We start from the raw sequence: 17,460 nt of genomic DNA on the forward strand, positions 1-17,460 counted from the left end.
CTTCGAGCTTATCTCGCCTTACCCATCTATCTGCTTCATGCCGTTTATTTATAAGTAGAATTGCCCGCTTCATCTACGATAATGTTCAAATGCGACGGCAGCACCGTGAACGTACATGGCAGCGTGCCGCCATACTCGCCGTCCAGGTTCAGCTGCACGTAATCCGGTGTCGTGACGATCAGCTCGCGCGTCTGGAAATGCACCACATGCGGATCATGCAAATGCTCGCCTCGCAGCGCCAGTGACGCCAGCCGGATGAATTCGCCGAGGTTGCATTTCTTCAGCACGACTACGTCGAACAGGCCATCGCTGAGGCTCGCCTCAGGCGCCAGCTTCTCGAAGCCGCCGACCGAATTGCTGTTGCAGATGAGGAACATCATGATCTCCTCATGGATCTCGCCGATCTCCTTCGCCTGGAGCCGCAGCTCCGTTGGCCGAAGGCGGGTCATTTTCTCAAGACCCTTCATATAATAGGCCAGCTGCCCGATCATCGTCTTCAGCTTGCTCGGCACTTCATAGGTCAGCTCCGTCAAGGAGCCACCTCCTGCAATATTGATAAAATACCGCTGATTCGCCCGTCCCAGATCGATCGGCTTCGTGTACTGCTGAATGATGAGATCGCACGCGTACTCCCAGTGCTTCGGAATGCCAAGCGCGCGGGCAAAATCATTCGTGGTCCCGAGCGGCAAAATCCCCAGCGGCGGTCGTACGTCCTTCTCCGCCAAGCCGTTGATCACTTCATACAGCGTCCCGTCGCCGCCGGCCGCAATAATCATATCGAAGCCGCGGTCCGCCGCTTCGGATGCCGCGATCGTCGCATCGCCTTCGCTCACGGTGGCGTGGCAGCTCGTCTCGATGCCGCCGCGCTCTAGCCGCTGTAGGATATCCGGCAGCCGCTTCTTTATTTCCTCCCGACCCGATGTCGGGTTATAGATCAATCTCGCCCTCTTAATCGTCACCTAGTCCACCTCCGGCACATTCACTCCGGACCGTGTACGGCAGCGCCTCCCGCGCATCCGTAAACACGGCAACCGGCAAGCATCCTGCTGCCCGTATCTTCTCGCGTTCTCTACCCTTTACTATACACCTAAATGGCGAACTTCCCAAACGCCACTCGGCAGTTATTGCCAGCGACGAGCGACAAGTCATCACGCACCATTCAGCTCACTCAGCCAGCTCTCGATCTGACGCTCCACCCAGCGCACAATGTTCGGATTCGGCAGCAGCGCGCGGCCATTGTACCGGTAATCCAGCCCTTCAAGCCGACCCGGAATCACCGTTCTTGTAAAATAACCCTCGCTCAGAAAGAGAGGCACGACGAGGAACGAGTCACCGGGGTACCGCCGCTGCAGCGCGCGCAGCTTGCAGGCCGCTTGGTTCGGCAGCAGCATCGCAATGTCTGCGCCGCCAAACCCGCCAAGCTCGCGAACACGCGCCGCGAGCTGCCGCATCCCATCCCGCCAGCGGCGGTGGAAGACCGGCTCGCGCGAACCGTGCGCGACGAGCAGCAATCGCTCCCGCGCTGGCGCCGACGACAGCTCCGCGATATTGCCGAGCAGCAGCTCGGCAATATCCGCGTCGTCGTCGATCGGCAAGCCGAAGCGGACGCTCATGCCCGCGCCAACCCGAAACGGCACCAGCTCGCCGCGGCGCCCCGCCGACACCGGCGCAACGCCGAACGCCTGCGCAATGTCGTCCACATGCGTACTGCCGGACGACACAAAAAGCGGAAGGACGTAGAGCTCCGTCACGCCTTCCGCTTCCAGCTGATCTATGCCGTCTTGAATCAGACGTCCTTCTACAATCTCAAGAAAAGCCGAGACAACCGGCACATCGGCGCCGGTAAGGTTACTAGGGCTCTGCTCGTCACCGCGACTAGCGTCAGCATCTCTGCTCTCATCGCGATCAGCGCTTCCAACAGCGCCACCCTCTCGCCCTACCACAACCGCCGCTACTGCCTCATCCACAAGCTTCACCCAGTCCGCCTCGCGCGAGCCGTGACTAATAACCAACACGCCAGGCTTCCGCATGACGTTAGCGTCCTGCGCGCTCCAGCGCCATCTTGTACCCATCGTTGCCATAGTTCAGGCACCGCTTCACGCGCGAAATCGTCGCCGTGCTTGCGCCGGTTTCGGCTTCAATCTGATTATATGTCGCACCCTTGCCAAGCATGCGTGCCACTTCAAGCCGCTGGGACAGCGACTGGATCTCGTTTACCGTACACAAATCGTCAAAGAACACATAGCATTCTTCCACCGTCTCCAGCGTAAGAATTGCTTCAAACAGCTGGTCGAACGTCTTGTCATTCAGCTTCTTCAATTGCATCGTCCGCACACTCCTACTTGAACTAGTAAGTTAATTGTATTCGTTTCTCTACCATTATTCAAGCATCACCGTTGTAGCGCTTCACAGAACAGAAGGACATGTCGGCCCACAACGATCGCCATGTGTTACCCCGCACCTGCGGAAATTTATTACGAAAATACGGGCATTCGTCCAGTCCGTATGTTTGCCTATCCCATAGACTACTATATAAAAAGCCAAAAAAGGTTGTGATCTGCGTGAAATACCGCTACGATCCACCCGCCGGCAGCTATGAGCAGCAGAGCCAGGGCGGCGGGCAAGGTCAAGGCCTGCATCATGGGCGGCAGCAAAGTCCTTTTCCCGGAATATCGGATCCATTTCAAGGCTTAAACACCAACAAAAGCGTCGGGTTAGGGAAAACCCCGGTCCCGTTCTCATCCTCCGAGTTCTCTACCGGAGTCCCATCGATTACCATCCAACCGGCGGCCGGCCAGCAAATTATACCTCTTCCGGAGTCCGACGGCAATCTCCCCGCGATGATCGAAGCAGGGAAGATCGACGTCAAACCCGATGCCAAGGCCGACGCCAAGTCCGGCTTCAACCTCGCCACCAGTCTCAATGACCTCAAGGGCGTAGTCGACCGATTAGGGGGCATCGACGGGATCGTGACCACGATGGGCAAGGTGCAGAAAGTGGTCGGCAGCATCACCCAGATGGCGCCGCTGATCAAGGTACTCGCTTCCTCCTTCGGGAAGAAAGGAGCTTCGGTAACCAGCACCGACGACGATGATGACGCACCTCCGAAGCGCCGCAAGAAGAAGCGCCGGCGGACCGGAAGCAAATCCGGCGTAACACCCGGCGGCCCGCGCCGCAGACGCCCTCGTCGATAACCGACCACACCACATGAAGAAAAGGCTGAACATCTCAACCAAGCGCACCTTAAGTGCCGCTTGCGAGACGTTCAGCCTTTTAACATTTTAGATAAACAAAGCGATAATCTGGTACAGCACGGCCGCGAGAATCATCGTAATCGGAATCGTGATGATCCATGAGATGATGATCCGTCCGGCCAAATCCCATTTGACGGCGGAGAAGCGCTTCGCGCTGCCCACGCCGAGAATGGAAGACGTAATTACATGCGTTGTACTTACCGGCAGATGCGTCATGGTTGCCGTTAAGATAACGGTTGCCGATGTGATATCCGCCGCGAAGCCGTTGATCGGCTCGATTTTGAAAATTTTCGTACCCATCGTCTTGATGATCTTCCAGCCGCCGATCGACGTACCGAGCGCCATAGCCGTCGCTGCGGAAATCTTAACCCAGAGCGGAATATGATCGGTATTATCTTGGATGCCCGCCGTGACGAGCGCGAATGTGATGATACCCATCGCCTTCTGCGCATCGTTCGTCCCGTGGGTGAACGATTGGAATGCCGCCGTCAGAATCTGACTCGAGCGGAACACTTTATTGACGTGATGCGGATTGGATTTGGCAAAAATCTGCTTCAATATCCACATCACGATAAAGCCCCCGGCGAACGCAATGAGCGGCGATAGAATAAGTGCCTTTAAGATATCGATAAATCCGCTGCCGTTAATAGCGTCTAATCCGGCAGAGCTGACAACCGCTCCGGTCAATGACCCGATCAAAGCATGTGAAGACGAGGAAGGGATACCGAACCACCACGTGACCAGGTTCCATGCAATGGCCCCGATCAGCGTCGCGACTACGACCTGCACGCCATGGTCAAGCGTAGCCGGATTCGCGATTTTGCCCCCGATCGTCTTCGCCACGCCCGTAAACATAATCGCCCCGATAAAGTTCATCAGTGACGCTAGAATAATCGCCATCCGCGGTGACAATGCCCGTGTCGACACTGTCGTCGCGATCGCGTTAGCTGTATCGTGAAAACCGTTAATAAAGTCAAAGGCCAATGCTAGAAATATAACGATGCCAACCCAAATGTAAATGTCCATGCCTGCTCGTCCCGCTCCTTAGCTGTTGCGCATAATGATGGTTTCGAGTGTGTTTGCGACATCCTCACAATAGTCGGTCGTTTGCTCCAGACGCTCATAAACCTCTTTGCGCTTGATCAGCTCAATCGGATCCTTCACGTTCGCGAACAAGCTCTTCACGCTGATGCGAAGCAGATCATCGGCTTGGTTCTCAAGCTCGTTGATATGGATCGCAGGCTCGCGCATCGCAAGCAGCTTCTTCTCGGAGAGGAGGTAGATCGCTTTCTTGATTTGCTGCGCGCAGCGAAGGATGTTCTCTGCGAACAAAGTGACGTACTCGTCCGGCTCCGTAATGTTGTACATTTCGAAACGGGAAGCGCAAGCTTCGATGCCGTCAAGCACATCGTCAAGCGACGTCGTCAGCTTCAAAATATCTTCACGCTCGATTGGCGTAATGAACGTTTTGTTCAGTTCAGTCAGAATCGTATGTACGTGACGGTCGCATTTGCTCTCATACTCTTTCATCGTTTTCGCAAACTGTCCGGCATCTTTGATTTTAGAAACGTTCTGCTCAAAGTAGAGCACGCCTTCCAGAATCGTATCCGCCATCGCTTCCAGTGTCGTAAAGAACACATCGTTCTTTTTCTTAAACATAACTATCCCCTTCGCTGTCGCGCTAATTTGGTTGCCGGTAAATTTCTACAATCTCCATATGAAACCGACAATATCTTAACACAGTTTACAACCCAATTGTTAAGGGATTGTAAAGGTTTTATGACTAATTATCAAAAATCGTTCATTATTTTCATTTGAGGCTGCCTTGCCCTTCTATTGTTTTCCGGCACATCCGATTTTAACCGCCTCCGGCGCAAAAAAAAGAAACCGGATCTGCTCCGGCTTCTCCTGCTTTATCGCGATTTACAGCTTCTCGGCTGCGATGGTGAATGTCTTCGGAATCCCTTTGTCGAACACGTCCGAAGAGGCATTCGGCAGCTCTTCCAGCAGCTTGATGCACAATCCCCCGGAAGCAACCGCCGTTACGATCTCCCCGAGCGTCCAGTTGCGCAGCAGTACTTTAGGGACTTCCGCTGCCCCTTCTTGATCCTCCGACATAAACTTGGAGAATGCGACTTCCTTCTCCTCCAGCTCCGTGCTGAAATAATCGCCGTCCACCTTGTGTTTGCGGATGTTCGCCGTTGTGCCGCGCGAAGAGATCAGCTTCGTGGAGACGGGATGGAAATCCTGCAGCACGAGCGTCCCTCCTTGTCGAAGCAACCCGTTCACGACCTCGAAGAGCGGCAGCAGATTTTGAAAATAATGCAGAATCCCAAACTCCATATACACGATGTCGTAGCTGCCGTTAAGCACCTCGTTAGGCAGCTTCAGCACATCTGCAACGATATAGGTAAGCGGAACGACTGCCGCAGCGGCCAGTTCCGTAGCATAACGCTCGTTCTCCGCGGAGAAATCGATGACGGTTGCTTCGGCGCCAAGCAGCGCAAGCGCCACGGCTTTGTTGCCGTTCGAGCCAAGCAGATTCACGATCCGCTTCCCGCGCACATTCCCCATATGCTCCAGTGCCGAACCGATGCGCTTCTCGGGTGCCGATTTGATTTTGTCCGCCGCCTCGGCCGGCGTGCCGAAACGCTTCAGCCACGCCCCGTAGGCGCCGGTGTTCCAGGATTTTTCATTTTGCTTCGTAGTCGATTCCAATCTATGTTCCTCCACGTTACGCGTCTAATCTATTCATTATATGCCGAGCTTCACATGGCCCGCAAACGTCGGGGTCATCGGAACGATGTGATAGAAGGTATGTCCGGGTACGAATGGCAGCTCCTGTCCGTCCTTCATGAGGCGAATGACGCCGTCGCTGCTGCGCTCCCACGTGCAGTCGACTTCCTTGCCTTTCTGGATCAGCATCGCAGGACCGCCGCTCTCCAGATCAATTTCAAGCCGGCCGTAGTCGTCGTAGGTCTTATGTTTCGCGCCGATGACCACCAGATTCGTAGCCGTAAGCTGGTTGTTCGTCGTGAGATCGGTATGCGGTTTGCCGTTAATCGAGCGTTCATAGAGGCCAGTCGCCTCGTTGTAACGGTAGGACAGCTTGTAATCCTTCAGCAGAAAATGAATCTCGACCGTCGTTGCCGCCGCTCCCGCTGAGGTTGCTCCTTGATCGGACCAGGTAAACGTCGGGATCTCGACGGTTTCCGCATATTTCTTCTTCGCGGCTCCTGCACGCAGCTTCTCTAAATTGGAGTACAGATTGTGCGGCGGTTTGCGGAACGATTCCCGGTAAAAATAAGCGCCAGCGTTGGAGATTTCGTCTAAGTAATCTTTGTCATGATGCTGCAGGATGTCGTAGCCATCTGTGCTCGCGCCCGCATGAGCCAATACGGAATGATAGGCTTCGCCGATGCGAATCAGATAAGGACGGTTGCTGCGAATCGGACCGATCGGATTCGTCGAGGTGTCGCTTTGGTAGACGGCTACGAGCCGCGTAATGCCGCCTTCGGCAAGCACTTCCCAGACGACATCGGCGTTCGGCAATCCCGATTGGGGACGCGCCGCGGCGAAGTTGTTCACCATGACGGCGATCGGACGCTGCGTAGGTTCGCTATCCAGCGGCAAGCCGGTCAGCGGTGCAATATATTGAGGCGGATCCACGGCGGGCGGATCAACCGGCGCCGTCTCTGCAGGCGCTTCCGCTGGTTCCGTCGGCGTTTCGGCAACCGGTGGCGTATCGTTGACGTTAAGCTTCTTCTCGTTGCAGCCCGTGAGCACCATACTTGCCACTAGCAGCATGACTGCGCCAAGCACGAGCGTAAAGCGAAAGGATGACCGTTTAGCATGCTTCATCTGCGAGCCCACCTTTTGGAAGAGTTGAGTTAGGATATTTCTTATTAAACCACAAGAGCGGTGGCATTGTCTTCCACTGTTGCCGGGAATGAACTTTCTAAATTGCTATTTCCCCATAAGAATCTCGACGCCCGGAAATCAGGGCGAGATATCTCACCTACGATTCGTAAGAGTACCGCAAGCTAGCTGGACGCGGCGAGGCGCCATTCCTTAGATTATCGCAGTTGGACGCGGCGGGGCGCGAGGTGGAGTGGAGTGATATCTGGTGCGAGCTGCGCAATTCGAGTGGAGTGATAGCTCTAACGAATCGTACAGGTCTTATTTGCCCGAAAACGGCTCCAAAAATAGGCTAACGAATCTTACAGGCCTTATTTGACCACAAGTGTGTATTTAGGAGCGGATTTTCCCACAATAAACCCCCTACGATTCGTTAGAATCTCAAAGCCCCTAATTTCGTTGAAATAAGCCCTCTACGATTCGTTAGAATTTCGCATTGCACAAAGCAGCGCTGCCTCGCTGGGCAGAAACGCATAACTCGCCTAATAACTGGCACACTAACTTTATCTCGCTTCACCCGAGGGGGCTGTGTATGCCAGCTTTTATCGACTGGATCACCGCACATTGGTTCTCCAGCCTTGTTATCCTGTTGGCGATTATCGCGATTGCCTATGTAACCAAGAATCACAAGTCGCTGTTCTATAAAGAATAAATGCAAGCTCCAAAATAACCCGGTCGGCTGCTGCCGATCGGGTTATTTTGGGTTTGCCGCTTCCGGCGGCTGTTGGGGATGCTGCTGTTGTTGGTTCTGCTGTTGCTGGTTCTGTTGCTGTTGGTTCTGCTGTTGCTGGTTCTGTTGCTGTTGGTTCTGCTGCTGTTGGTTCTGCTGCTGTGTGCGGATCAGAGGTAATGCAATCGTCACCGTTGTTCCTTCGCCAACCGTACTCTCCAGACGGAAGCTCCCGCCATGCAGCTCGACGATCTCTTTGCAGATGGCCAGGCCAAGTCCGCTTCCGGAGCGCTGGCTTGTCCCTTTGTAGAACTTCTCGGTCACATGGGGCAAATCCTCAGGCGAAATGCCGCTTCCCGTATCTTGGATGCGGATTCGGGCCATCCCGTCGTCTTGATCCGCCGTTACCGTAATGGTCCCGTTTCGCGGCGTAAACTTCAGCGCATTGTCGAGCACGTTGATGAACACCTGCTTGAGGCGATTGGCATCGACTTCCGCAACAAGCGGCTTGTCCCCGCTTGTTCCTGTTATCTTGATCGACTCCCGCTGCCCGCGCGCTTCGAACTGGCGGAGCGTTTCTTCGATCGTCTTCCGGATGTCGAGCGCCTCGGGATGGAGCACGATGCTCTTGGCATAGAGCTTCGAGAAGTCGAGCAAGTCCTCAACGAGTCCGGCCAACCGTTCCGTCTCCCGATCGATGATCTTCAGCCCCAGATTCAGCTCTTCTACATCGCTCGGATCGCCGGAGGCCAGCGTCTCGCTCCAGCCTTTAATCGAGGTGAGCGGTGTCCGCAGCTCATGGGAGATCGAGGAGATGAAGTCCTCCTTCAGCTTCTCTCGCCGCGTCAGCTCGGAGGCCATCGTGTTCAGCGTTTCCGCAAGCCGGCCGATCTCGTCCCGATCATGAGGCGCGGCGCGGCGGGTCCAATCGCCTTCGGCCATCTTCTCGGCGACTCGCGTTAGATTGCGAATCGGTTTGGCGATTCGGTTCGCGATCAACACGCTCGTCGTAAAGAAGAGCAGCACGACAACCGTACCGACAAGCAGCGTAATCCACAGCACATTGCGGACGGTTGTGTCCACTTCCTTGAGCGAGGCGGTATAGCGAAACATCGCCACTACGCGCTGACCTTGCTTAACCGGCAGCGTAACCGCCGCGATCCGCTCGTTCGTCAACGGGTCCGTGCCGCGCCAGACCCCTTTGCCGCCGTAGATCGCCCGCCTGACATCGGGCGTTTCCGCTAGCTTGCCATCGCCGCCAAGTCCGTTGCTGTCGACGACGATAACGCCGGAGCCGGTAAGCAGCTGGAGATGGGCCGTCCCTTCGGACATATTTTGCAGCATGTACCTGGCTTTCTCTCTCATCGGCTCATACGCGATCATCCGATTATGTAGGGCCGCCTCCGTCTCTGCACGCTGCAGAACAGAGCCGACCGCGCTGCTGTAATAGTAGTTCCAGACGAGGGTCACGAACATCGAACCGAGCATCACGACTACGAGCACGATCAGGATGCCATAGCTCCATACGATGCGTGTGCGCAGGCTTCTCATTGCTCGTCGCTCCGTTTCCAGCGGTAGCCATACCCCCACAGCGTCTCGATATGCTGCGGATCGGACGGCTGGATTTCGATCTTCTGGCGGATGCGGCGAATGTTCACATCGACGATCTTCAGATCGCCGACGTAGTGGCGTCCCCATACCGCGTTCAGGATATCATCGCGGCTAAGCCCCTCGCCTTCCCGCTCCATCAGCAGCTTCACAAGCGTCCATTCCGTCGGCGTCAGCACGATCTCGACGCCATCCTTCCACAGCCGGCGCTCCGCCGAAGACAGGCGGAACAGCCCCGAGCTCAGCTCGCCGGGCCGCTGCGGCACCGGCTGCTGCGCTGCGCCTTGCGCCGAGCCGCCGGAGCCTTGCGGTTGCGGCGGTTGCGCTTGCGCCGCCGCAGGCATGGCTGCTGCCTCGGCAGCTGAAGCTCCCCCAGCCCCGTCGCCACCGCCCGCCGGCTCATCGCCAAGCGGCTGCATGCGCCGCTTAAGCGCGTTCAGCCGGGCGACAAGCTCGCCCGGGCTGAACGGCTTCTGCACATAATCATCCGCGCCTAGCTCCAAGCCGCGGATCTTGTCTTCCTCCTGCGACTTCGCCGTCAGCATAATGATGCCCATGCGGGGAAACTGCTGTCTCAGCTGCTCGCACACTTCAAACCCGCTAATACCGGGCAGCATCAGATCCAGCAGGGCCACATCGAAAGGCGGGGAAGCCGCCTGCGCAAGCGCCAAAGCGGTTTCCCCATCCTCGGCCTCCGTTACTTCCATGCCGCCTCGTTTTAAATTAATGCGGACAAACCCGCGAATCGCTTCTTCATCCTCAACAATCAATATTTTCAAAGCAGCCGTCCCCCTCTTTACTCAGACCTATTCTTCCGGCAGCAGCTTGAAGAGCTTGCGCATCGTCGCCTCATCAGGCGGGAAGATGCCGCTTGGCTTCGCTCCATCTTCCTTAATAAGCGGAGCATGCCATATCGCTACATAAACAAGCCCGCTACCGCTGCCAAGCTGCTCGAAGCGGCTCCCTTCCTCTTGCAGCTGCTGTTCCTTCTCGTTCCACTCCGCAATCGGGATCACGCGCAGCGCCAAAATCTCCTCGCGCCGATTCGTTTCCTCCTCAAAGCGGTCAAGCGCAACATCGTCGCTATTCCCATCCGTTAGTCTTCGGAATGTGTACTGGCTCCATTCCATCGGCAGCGTCAGCGCATAGGACCGATTCGTATCCACATATTGTTCGCCAACGACGTCAAACCCATCGACACCGTTCCACTGCTTATATTGCTGAATCCAGAGCAAATCGCTGTAGGCGACACCTTCAGATTGGCCGGGCGCTTCCCGAAGCTCGATTACGTCCAGAATCCCATCCCCGTTGCCATCATCGCTTAGCTGCATGGTCGCATTGATCTGCACATTCTCGTCGCCGGCTTGTTTAGGCGGATAGATCGGAACCAGCTTGCCTGCTTTCCAGGCATACATGGTCGTCATGGAAGAGTTCGCGCCAATCGCGGCATCTGCGAGCACGCCATATTGATCCTTTGCGATTTTGCCAAGCTTCACCTGTAAGTATTCATTTACCGAACCGTCGAGCGGGGCGGAAGCCATCTTCGTCGCACGATCCCCCGCAAAATGATAGATCCCAATTGAAGCCGTCAGCTTCTGACGCTGCAGCTGAATTAAAGCAATCTCGTCGTGACCGTCTCCTTCCGCATCCCCGAGTCCGAACGTATCGTAAGGCAGCTCCGCTATCGGCTTAGGTGCTACGATTCCGCTGGTCGAAGGCACATGATACAGGGTCAAAATATGCTGTGGCTCCCCGTATTGATTCCACCCGATCAGCACCTCAGGCTCCCCGTCCCGGTCCAAATCCACCGTGCGCAATACATCGATCCCGTAGCTGGATGTTTCGGCGAACGAAAACCACTGCTGCCAGCCGATATCCGCACTGCGCTTCAGCACCATCACATGCTCCGTCCCGCTCTCATCCGAATAGATGACAAAAGCCTCCTGCTTCCCATCGCCGTCCGCATCCATTTTGACCACGGCCGAATTCGACCGCTCTTGCATGGCCAGCGACAGCTTGGCTCTCGCCGGGAGATGATCGCGAATGGCAGCAGCCAGCTCGGCGTTCTCCGGCGTCGACCTTGGGTTAAGCAGCAGATCAGCCGGCGTGGCGCTGTACTGACAGCCCGTTACCGCCAAGAAGCAGAGCAAGGTGCCGACCAGAACAGCGGTATGTTTCATCCATTGCGATATGTTCATCCCTCGTGCTCCTTCCGCACTGTCAGCCTTGCTTCGTCTTGGCATGATTGCTATGTGCTTTGGCAGCCAGCAGCTCACTCACGGTAACGAAGGTATAGCCTTTGTTTTGCAGATCCTTAATGATGAGCGGCAGAAGTTCTACCGTATTGCTGACATGTTTGCTTCCGAAAGAATGCATCAAAATAATGCCGCCGGGATGCGTGTTCTTATTCACGTTAGCCCGCATTGCCGCCACCGAGCTGCCCGCCCAATCGCGCGTATCGACCGTCCAGCCGATCAGCTCGCGTCCGTTATCTTTTACAATCTGCTTCAATAACGGCGAGGTGGCACCATACGGCGCTCTGACCAAGCGGGGCACATATCCGATCTGTTTATGAATTAATTCGTCCGTCCATTTAATTTGATTCAAAATAGGGTTGCTGTCAAGCTTTGACAAATCCTTATGCGCATAGCTGTGATTGCCGATCTCGCTGCCCTCATCGCGAATGCGTCTCATGACTTTGCCGTACCTTTTCACTTGGGTTCCTACCGTAAAGAAAGTGGCATGTATCTTCTTGGCTTTCAAAATATCGAGTATAGCCGGCGTGTAATGACCGTCCGGCCCGTCGTCAAAGGTCAAGGCAACCAGCTTCGCGCCTTGTGGCGAAAGAAAATCCGTGTTCTGCTCGGTCGGTTGATCCAGCATAACCGGCGGCTCAATCGTTATTACAGGCGGCTGCGGATGCAGGAGCGCAACGGTTTGGCCTGGCGATGATCCCGTATGATTGTCATCTACATGGGTTCCGGACTCCGAATTGCCTATGCCACTGTCGGCGTTTGTTCCCGTGTCGCTGTTACTTCGCCCCGGAGGAAGCGATGGATGAGCGGCTCCCGCCAATTCATCCTTGCTCAGTCCGCAGCTGGTCGACAATAGGCCTATCATTAGCGTAACCACAATCAATGAGGCTAATCTTCTCCGATGTCGCAATTCTCGCAGCTGTCGCATCCTACCAATCCTCTCACACTTCTTCTACTACCTATGCTAGTAGATTTAGGCGATTTAGTAGTTACAAACAAGTAACACCCCACATGCCAAACTATGGACCCTCTCCAAAACTCTGGCAGGTTGCAAATATGCAAAAAGACCACCTCAAAAACGCACGCAGCTTTTGAGGCGGTCTTTTCTGTTTGCTCGAGCGCTGGTGTCGCTGGTGTCGCTGGTATCGCTCCATGAGCGGTACCTGTTACCGCTCTTCCGCAATATTCCGACGAACCCACTCCATGTGCGGTACTGGTTACCGCTCTTCTGCACTATTGCGGCGATCCCGCTCCATGTACGGTACTATTTACCGTTCTTTCGTGCGATCCCGGTCATCCCGTTCCATGTGCGGTATCTATTACCGCTCTTAGACGCAAAAACGGCAAGGTTACCCTCAGAGTAACCTTGCCTTGCCGTTTTGATAGCTGTTTCTAAACATGTGTTGCCCCCAGAGCCACTCATCCACCGTTTCTGCTCCAATCCAGCAAATGTGTTGCCCTCAGAGCCACTCATCCGCCGTTTCTGCTCCAATCCAGCCTATGTGTTGCCCCCAAAGCCACTCTTCCACCGTTTCTGTACCAATCCAGCCTATGTGTTGCTCCCAGAGCTACTCTTCCGCCGTTTCTGCACCAATCCAGCAAATGTGTTGCCCTCAGAGCCACTCATCCACCGTTTCTGCTCCAATTCAGCAAATGTGTTGACCTCAGAGCCACTCTTCCGCCGTTTCTGCACCAATCCAGCCTATGTGTTGCTCCCAGTGCCACTCTTCCGCCGTTTCTCCACCAATTCAGCCAATGTGTTGCCCCCAGAGTTACTCTTCCACCGTTTCTGCACCAATCCAGCAATTGTGTTGCCCTCAGAGCCACTCATCCGCCGTTTCTGCTCCAATCCAGCCTATGTGTTGCCCCCAAAGCCACTCTTCCACCGTTACCTCACCTATCCAGCAACTTTTGGCGCTAGCCTAGCCTACCGAAATGATCGCATGCCCATCCAGAAGTCCCGTTGAATGAGCGCGCAGCTCGAGCGCTCCAACTTCTGTTCCCGCCTGCAGGATGAGGAGGCAGTAGCCGTTAAACGCTCTGCGTTTGCTTGCTTTATCCGCTTCATGCGAGATCGGATCGCCGTTGCCGACTCCGATAATCCGCCCGCCGCCGTTCACCGTGAAATAGACCAGATTGTCCGCAGTCGGCACGACGCGCCCCTGCTCATCACAGATCGCGACACGTACAGCAACAGCGTCCGTATCGTTCGCATGCACCGCACTTAGATGCGGCATAAGCCGTATATGATGAGCCGCCCCTGTCGTCTCCACCGTTACTTCCGATACGATTTCACCGTCTCTTCTGCCTACAGCCAGCAGCTTGCCCGGCTCATAAGGAACCTTCCATTCCACGTGTCCGTTCGGCTTCCGCTTCTGCTCGCCGACAGAGACGCCATTGAGGAACAATTCGATCGTATCCAAGTTGCTGTACGCCCAAACGTCAATCTCTTGCCCTTCCTTGCCGGGCCAGTTCCAGTGCGGGAACAGATGGATCATCGGCTTATCCGTCCATGCCGACTTGTAATAGTAGTAGTTGTCTTTCGGAAATCCGCATGTATCCATCGTGCCGTATTGCGAATTGATATTCGGCCATTTGAAGGGCGATGGCTCCCCCCGATAATCAAACCCTGCCCATATAAACATGCCCGCCAGAAAAGGATTTTCCGCCACAGCACCCCATGATTGCTCCGGAGATGTCGTCCAGCTGTTCAGCCATTCATTTTCCCGCCAGCTTGTCCCATATTCCGAGCAGTAGCCCTTGGACTCGTCATGCTCGTAAATCCCCCGTGTTACCGCGTAAGCAGAGACTTCGCTGCCGTATATGATGCGCTCCGGATGTTTGGCATGGTCATTGATGAAGCTGCCCCATTTATGCCCGTAATTATAGCCGACGATATCAAGCTCATCGCTATATCCGCCGTCATTGAAGCCGTGATTCAGCGCCGCAGTCGTTGGCCGAGTCGGGTCGAGCTTCTTCGTCACCTGCACCAGCGTCGCCAAGATGCGTGCCCCCATCACGGTGCCTTCAAGCTGCTCCTCGTTCTCCAGCGACCATGCAATGATGCTCGGGTGATTGCGATCCCGATAGAGCATATGCTTCAGGTTCTTGATCCCCTCCGGAGAGCTGTCCAGCCGGCGATTCTCATCGATGACCATGATGCCCATGCGGTCGCACATCTCCAGCAATTCCTTCGTTGGCGGATGGTGCGCAGAGCGGTAAGCGTTTGCACCCATCTCCTGGAGGAGCTGCAATTTGTATGCGATGATGCTATCCGGGAGGGCTACCCCGACACCTGCAAAATCTTGATGCACGCAAAGCCCTTTTATAACGGTCCGTTTACCGTTCAAAAAAAACCCGTTGTCGGTCGTGAATTCAATCGTGCGAATGCCGAATATCGTTTCGTAGCGATCCGTTTCCGTACCGTTTTCTATAACCATAGCAATGGCTTTGTATAGGTTCGGTGCTTCAAGCGACCATAGGAGTGGATCGGACACCTCGACCTGTTGCACAAAGGTATGTATTTCACCGTCCGGAATGGTTGCCGCCGAACGCGCAGACGCAACGACTTCCCCGTTTGCATCAACAATTTCGATGACCAATTCACAATCTTTTGCGATCCGATATTCATTGTTTACAGTCGTCTCTATCCGCACCGTTGACGTTGCTTCCGACACTGCCGGTGTAGTGACATAAGTTCCCCACTGACCGACATGCAGCCTGTCCGTTGTAGTCAGCCACACATGGCGGTAAATGCCCGCTCCGTCATACCACCAGCCTTCGTAATCCCTGGCATCCACTTTGACAAAAATCACGTTGCGTCCTTCATCGCCATAACGAACGATATCCGTAATATCGTAGAAGAAAGGAACGCTGCCGCTGGGATGCGTACCGACAAAATGGCCGTTCACCCATACGCTGCTGTGCCGCATAACGCCATCAAACTCGATGATGATCTTCTTGCCCTCATCGGCGGCCGGAATATCGAACATTTTGCGGTAACAGCCGACGCCGGATTTTTTGTAGCCGCGCTCCAGCGGTCCGTCCTTCGAGAACTCCTCTTCCACGAGCCAATCATGGGGCAGGTTTACCGTCTCCCACTCATCGGGGGCTACCGAGACGCCTGAATTCTTATCCGTAAATGCGATCTGCTGCCACAGGCCCTCCTCGCCTTTCTCGCAATCCGTTAGGCTGCCGGCTCCGCCCGCTTTCACCGCATACGGAATATCAATATTCCCCCTGTAAAACAACCAGTCCCTGTCAAAATCCACCTTGCTCCGTCTCATGAATCGAATTCACTCCTTGGTCATGGAATAGATGCCTGACATAGCCGCCAATAAAACCATTCACTTCAAATCATACCTGAATTTGTGAAGCAATGGTGTGAGAAATCATCCGTGAAAACGAAAAAAAAAGAGTTGTCCGGTGATGGACAACTCTCTGTTAGATGTTGCTTGTTGCTTACTATTTCAGCGCTTTCGCCGCAATATCGGTCCGACAGTGCATGCCGTCAAAATGAATCGCAGCCGCCGCTTCGTACGCCTTCGCGCGCGCTTCCGCAATATCGCTGCCACGGCCGACGATGCCGAGCACGCGTCCGCCGTTCGTGACGATCTCGCCTTCGGCAGACAGTGCCGTTCCGGCGTGGAACACGAGCGCGCCTTGCGCTTTTGCAGCATCCAGGCCTGAGATCGGAAGGCCCTTCGGATAGGCAGCCGGGTAACCTTCGGATGCGGCAATGACGCATACCGCAGCTTCGTCGCTCCACTCGATCTCAAGCTGATCGAGGCGTCCGTTCAGCGAAGCGAGCACGATATCGAGCAGGTCGGTCTTGAGGCGAGGCAGGACAACTTGCGTCTCCGGATCGCCCATCCGCGCATTGAACTCAATCGTTTTAGGACCGTCCTTCGTAATCATCAGCCCTGCGAATAGGACGCCGCGGAACGGACGACCTTCGCTGACCATTGCCCGAGCAGTCGGCTTGATGATGTTCTCGATGGACTCTTCCACGATAGCCGGATCGATATGCGGCAGCGGAGAATACGTGCCCATACCGCCTGTATTTGGTCCTTTGTCGTTGTCGTAGACAGGCTTGTGATCTTGAGCCGGCACCATTGCGCGCACCGTTTCGCCATCCACAAAGGCCAGAATCGACATCTCTTGTCCCGACAGGAATTCTTCAATCACGACGCGTCCGCCGGATTCGCCGAACACTTTGCCCACCATCATGCCGTGGAGCGCTTCTTCGGCTTCTTCCAACGTTGCCGCAACCGTTACGCCTTTGCCTGCCGCGAGACCGTCAGCCTTGACCACGATCGGCAGCTCTTGCTCACGCAAGTAAGCCAGTGCCGTCTCGTATTCGGTGAACGTCTCGTATTTCGCTGTCGGAATCTCGTACTTCTTCAGCAAATTTTTCATGAAGATTTTGCTGCCTTCGATTTCTGCCGCATTCTTGCGAGGTCCGTATACCGGAATATTGCGCGCTTCGAAAGCGTCGACGATCCCGTCCGCAAGCGGATCATCCGGTCCTACGAAGACCAGATCCACCGCGTTATCGCATGCAAACTGAATGAGTTCGTCAAACCGGTTAACCGGAATTGGCGCGCATTCTGCCAGCTCCGCAATACCTGCGTTGCCCGGCGCACAGAAAATCTTGCTTACTTTATCGCTCTTATTCAGCGCCCAGACGATCGCGTGCTCACGCCCGCCGCCGCCGATGACCATAATCCGCACAGGAAACCCCTCCTTTTATGCC

General features: G+C 55.2%; 14 protein-coding genes. 1 reads left to right on the forward strand and 13 read right to left on the reverse strand.

Translation table 11 applies throughout. The features are described from left to right. Positions 1–44: 44 nt before the first annotated feature. The 3 genes from BM412_RS23990 to BM412_RS24000 all read right to left on the reverse strand — a co-directional run bounded on the left by BM412_RS23990 (position 45) and on the right by BM412_RS24000 (position 2,325). The gene (locus BM412_RS23990; protein ID WP_091224066.1) at positions 45–959 is read right to left on the reverse strand and encodes a diacylglycerol kinase; all 915 of its coding nucleotides are present in this window, start codon (positions 957–959) and stop codon (positions 45–47) included. A 189-nt stretch (positions 960–1,148) separates the two neighbouring features. Beyond that, positions 1,149–2,072 (reverse strand): sirohydrochlorin chelatase, encoded by a 924-nt coding sequence (locus tag BM412_RS23995; RefSeq protein WP_371264855.1) that lies wholly within the window; start codon positions 2,070–2,072, stop codon positions 1,149–1,151. Further along, complete coding sequence (locus BM412_RS24000; protein WP_090978952.1) at positions 2,035–2,325, reverse strand: YerC/YecD family TrpR-related protein; 291 nt, start codon at positions 2,323–2,325, stop codon at positions 2,035–2,037. The genes BM412_RS23995 and BM412_RS24000 overlap by 38 nt, the downstream gene beginning before the upstream one ends. Before the next feature lie 236 nt (positions 2,326–2,561). Between BM412_RS24000 and BM412_RS24005 the strand changes: the two genes are divergently transcribed. Continuing rightward, positions 2,562–3,194, forward strand: coding sequence for a hypothetical protein (locus BM412_RS24005; protein WP_091224069.1), 633 nt, complete (start codon positions 2,562–2,564; stop codon positions 3,192–3,194). Between the two features lie 87 nt (positions 3,195–3,281). Here the strand turns inward: BM412_RS24005 and BM412_RS24010 are convergent, their stop codons facing one another. The 10 genes from BM412_RS24010 to purD form a co-directional block, all read right to left on the reverse strand. Further along, positions 3,282–4,280, reverse strand: coding sequence for an inorganic phosphate transporter (locus tag BM412_RS24010; RefSeq protein WP_091224070.1), 999 nt, complete (start codon positions 4,278–4,280; stop codon positions 3,282–3,284). 18 nt (positions 4,281–4,298) lie between these two features. After that, positions 4,299–4,913, reverse strand: coding sequence for a DUF47 domain-containing protein (locus tag BM412_RS24015; RefSeq protein WP_091224071.1), 615 nt, complete (start codon positions 4,911–4,913; stop codon positions 4,299–4,301). Between the two features lie 264 nt (positions 4,914–5,177). Further along, a complete protein-coding gene (locus tag BM412_RS24020; protein ID WP_091224072.1) occupies positions 5,178–5,972 on the reverse strand; it encodes a class I SAM-dependent methyltransferase in 795 nt (264 codons plus the stop codon). A gap of 36 nt (positions 5,973–6,008) precedes the next feature. Further along, positions 6,009–7,115 (reverse strand): DUF3048 domain-containing protein, encoded by a 1,107-nt coding sequence (locus BM412_RS24025; protein ID WP_256256564.1) that lies wholly within the window; start codon positions 7,113–7,115, stop codon positions 6,009–6,011. Between the two features lie 751 nt (positions 7,116–7,866). After that, positions 7,867–9,393: a sensor histidine kinase gene (locus BM412_RS24030; RefSeq protein WP_091224073.1), complete on the reverse strand. Its 1,527-nt coding sequence runs from the start codon at positions 9,391–9,393 to the stop codon at positions 7,867–7,869. Continuing rightward, positions 9,390–10,229, reverse strand: a complete 840-nt coding sequence (locus BM412_RS24035; protein WP_091224074.1) for a response regulator transcription factor — start codon at positions 10,227–10,229, stop codon at positions 9,390–9,392. Before BM412_RS24035 ends, BM412_RS24030 begins: the two co-directional genes overlap by 4 nt. A gap of 27 nt (positions 10,230–10,256) precedes the next feature. Continuing rightward, positions 10,257–11,648 (reverse strand): hypothetical protein, encoded by a 1,392-nt coding sequence (locus BM412_RS24040; protein WP_091224075.1) that lies wholly within the window; start codon positions 11,646–11,648, stop codon positions 10,257–10,259. Positions 11,649–11,670: 22 nt separating this feature from the next. Next, on the reverse strand, positions 11,671–12,570 hold the full coding sequence (locus tag BM412_RS24045) for a polysaccharide deacetylase family protein (protein WP_177246058.1): 900 nt from the start codon (positions 12,568–12,570) through the stop codon (positions 11,671–11,673). A gap of 1,057 nt (positions 12,571–13,627) precedes the next feature. Continuing rightward, positions 13,628–15,991, reverse strand: a complete 2,364-nt coding sequence (gene galA, locus BM412_RS24055; protein ID WP_091224078.1) for a beta-galactosidase GalA — start codon at positions 15,989–15,991, stop codon at positions 13,628–13,630. A 178-nt stretch (positions 15,992–16,169) separates the two neighbouring features. Then, positions 16,170–17,438, reverse strand: a complete 1,269-nt coding sequence (gene purD / locus BM412_RS24060) for a phosphoribosylamine--glycine ligase (RefSeq protein ID WP_091224079.1) — start codon at positions 17,436–17,438, stop codon at positions 16,170–16,172. Positions 17,439–17,460: the final 22 nt, after the last annotated feature.

Origin of the sequence: Paenibacillus sp. BC26 (genome assembly GCF_900116125.1) — a bacterium.
Lineage (GTDB): Bacteria > Bacillota > Bacilli > Paenibacillales > Paenibacillaceae > Paenibacillus_Z > Paenibacillus_Z lignilyticus.

What these genes read in the sequence shown, in the direction of transcription:
- BM412_RS23995 (WP_371264855.1), bottom strand. Translation starts at nt 2,072, where the DNA reads ATGGGTACAAGATGGCGCTGGAGCGCGCAGGACGCTAACGTCATGCGG.
- BM412_RS24000 (WP_090978952.1), bottom strand. Translation starts at nt 2,325, where the DNA reads ATGCAATTGAAGAAGCTGAATGACAAGACGTTCGACCAGCTGTTTGAA.
- BM412_RS24045 (WP_177246058.1), bottom strand. Translation starts at nt 12,570, where the DNA reads ATGATAGGCCTATTGTCGACCAGCTGCGGACTGAGCAAGGATGAATTG.
- BM412_RS24030 (WP_091224073.1), bottom strand. Translation starts at nt 9,393, where the DNA reads ATGAGAAGCCTGCGCACACGCATCGTATGGAGCTATGGCATCCTGATC.
- BM412_RS24010 (WP_091224070.1), bottom strand. Translation starts at nt 4,280, where the DNA reads ATGGACATTTACATTTGGGTTGGCATCGTTATATTTCTAGCATTGGCC.
- BM412_RS24040 (WP_091224075.1), bottom strand. Translation starts at nt 11,648, where the DNA reads ATGAACATATCGCAATGGATGAAACATACCGCTGTTCTGGTCGGCACC.
- BM412_RS24025 (WP_256256564.1), bottom strand. Translation starts at nt 7,115, where the DNA reads ATGAAGCATGCTAAACGGTCATCCTTTCGCTTTACGCTCGTGCTTGGC.
- galA (WP_091224078.1), bottom strand. Translation starts at nt 15,991, where the DNA reads ATGAGACGGAGCAAGGTGGATTTTGACAGGGACTGGTTGTTTTACAGG.
- BM412_RS24015 (WP_091224071.1), bottom strand. Translation starts at nt 4,913, where the DNA reads ATGTTTAAGAAAAAGAACGATGTGTTCTTTACGACACTGGAAGCGATG.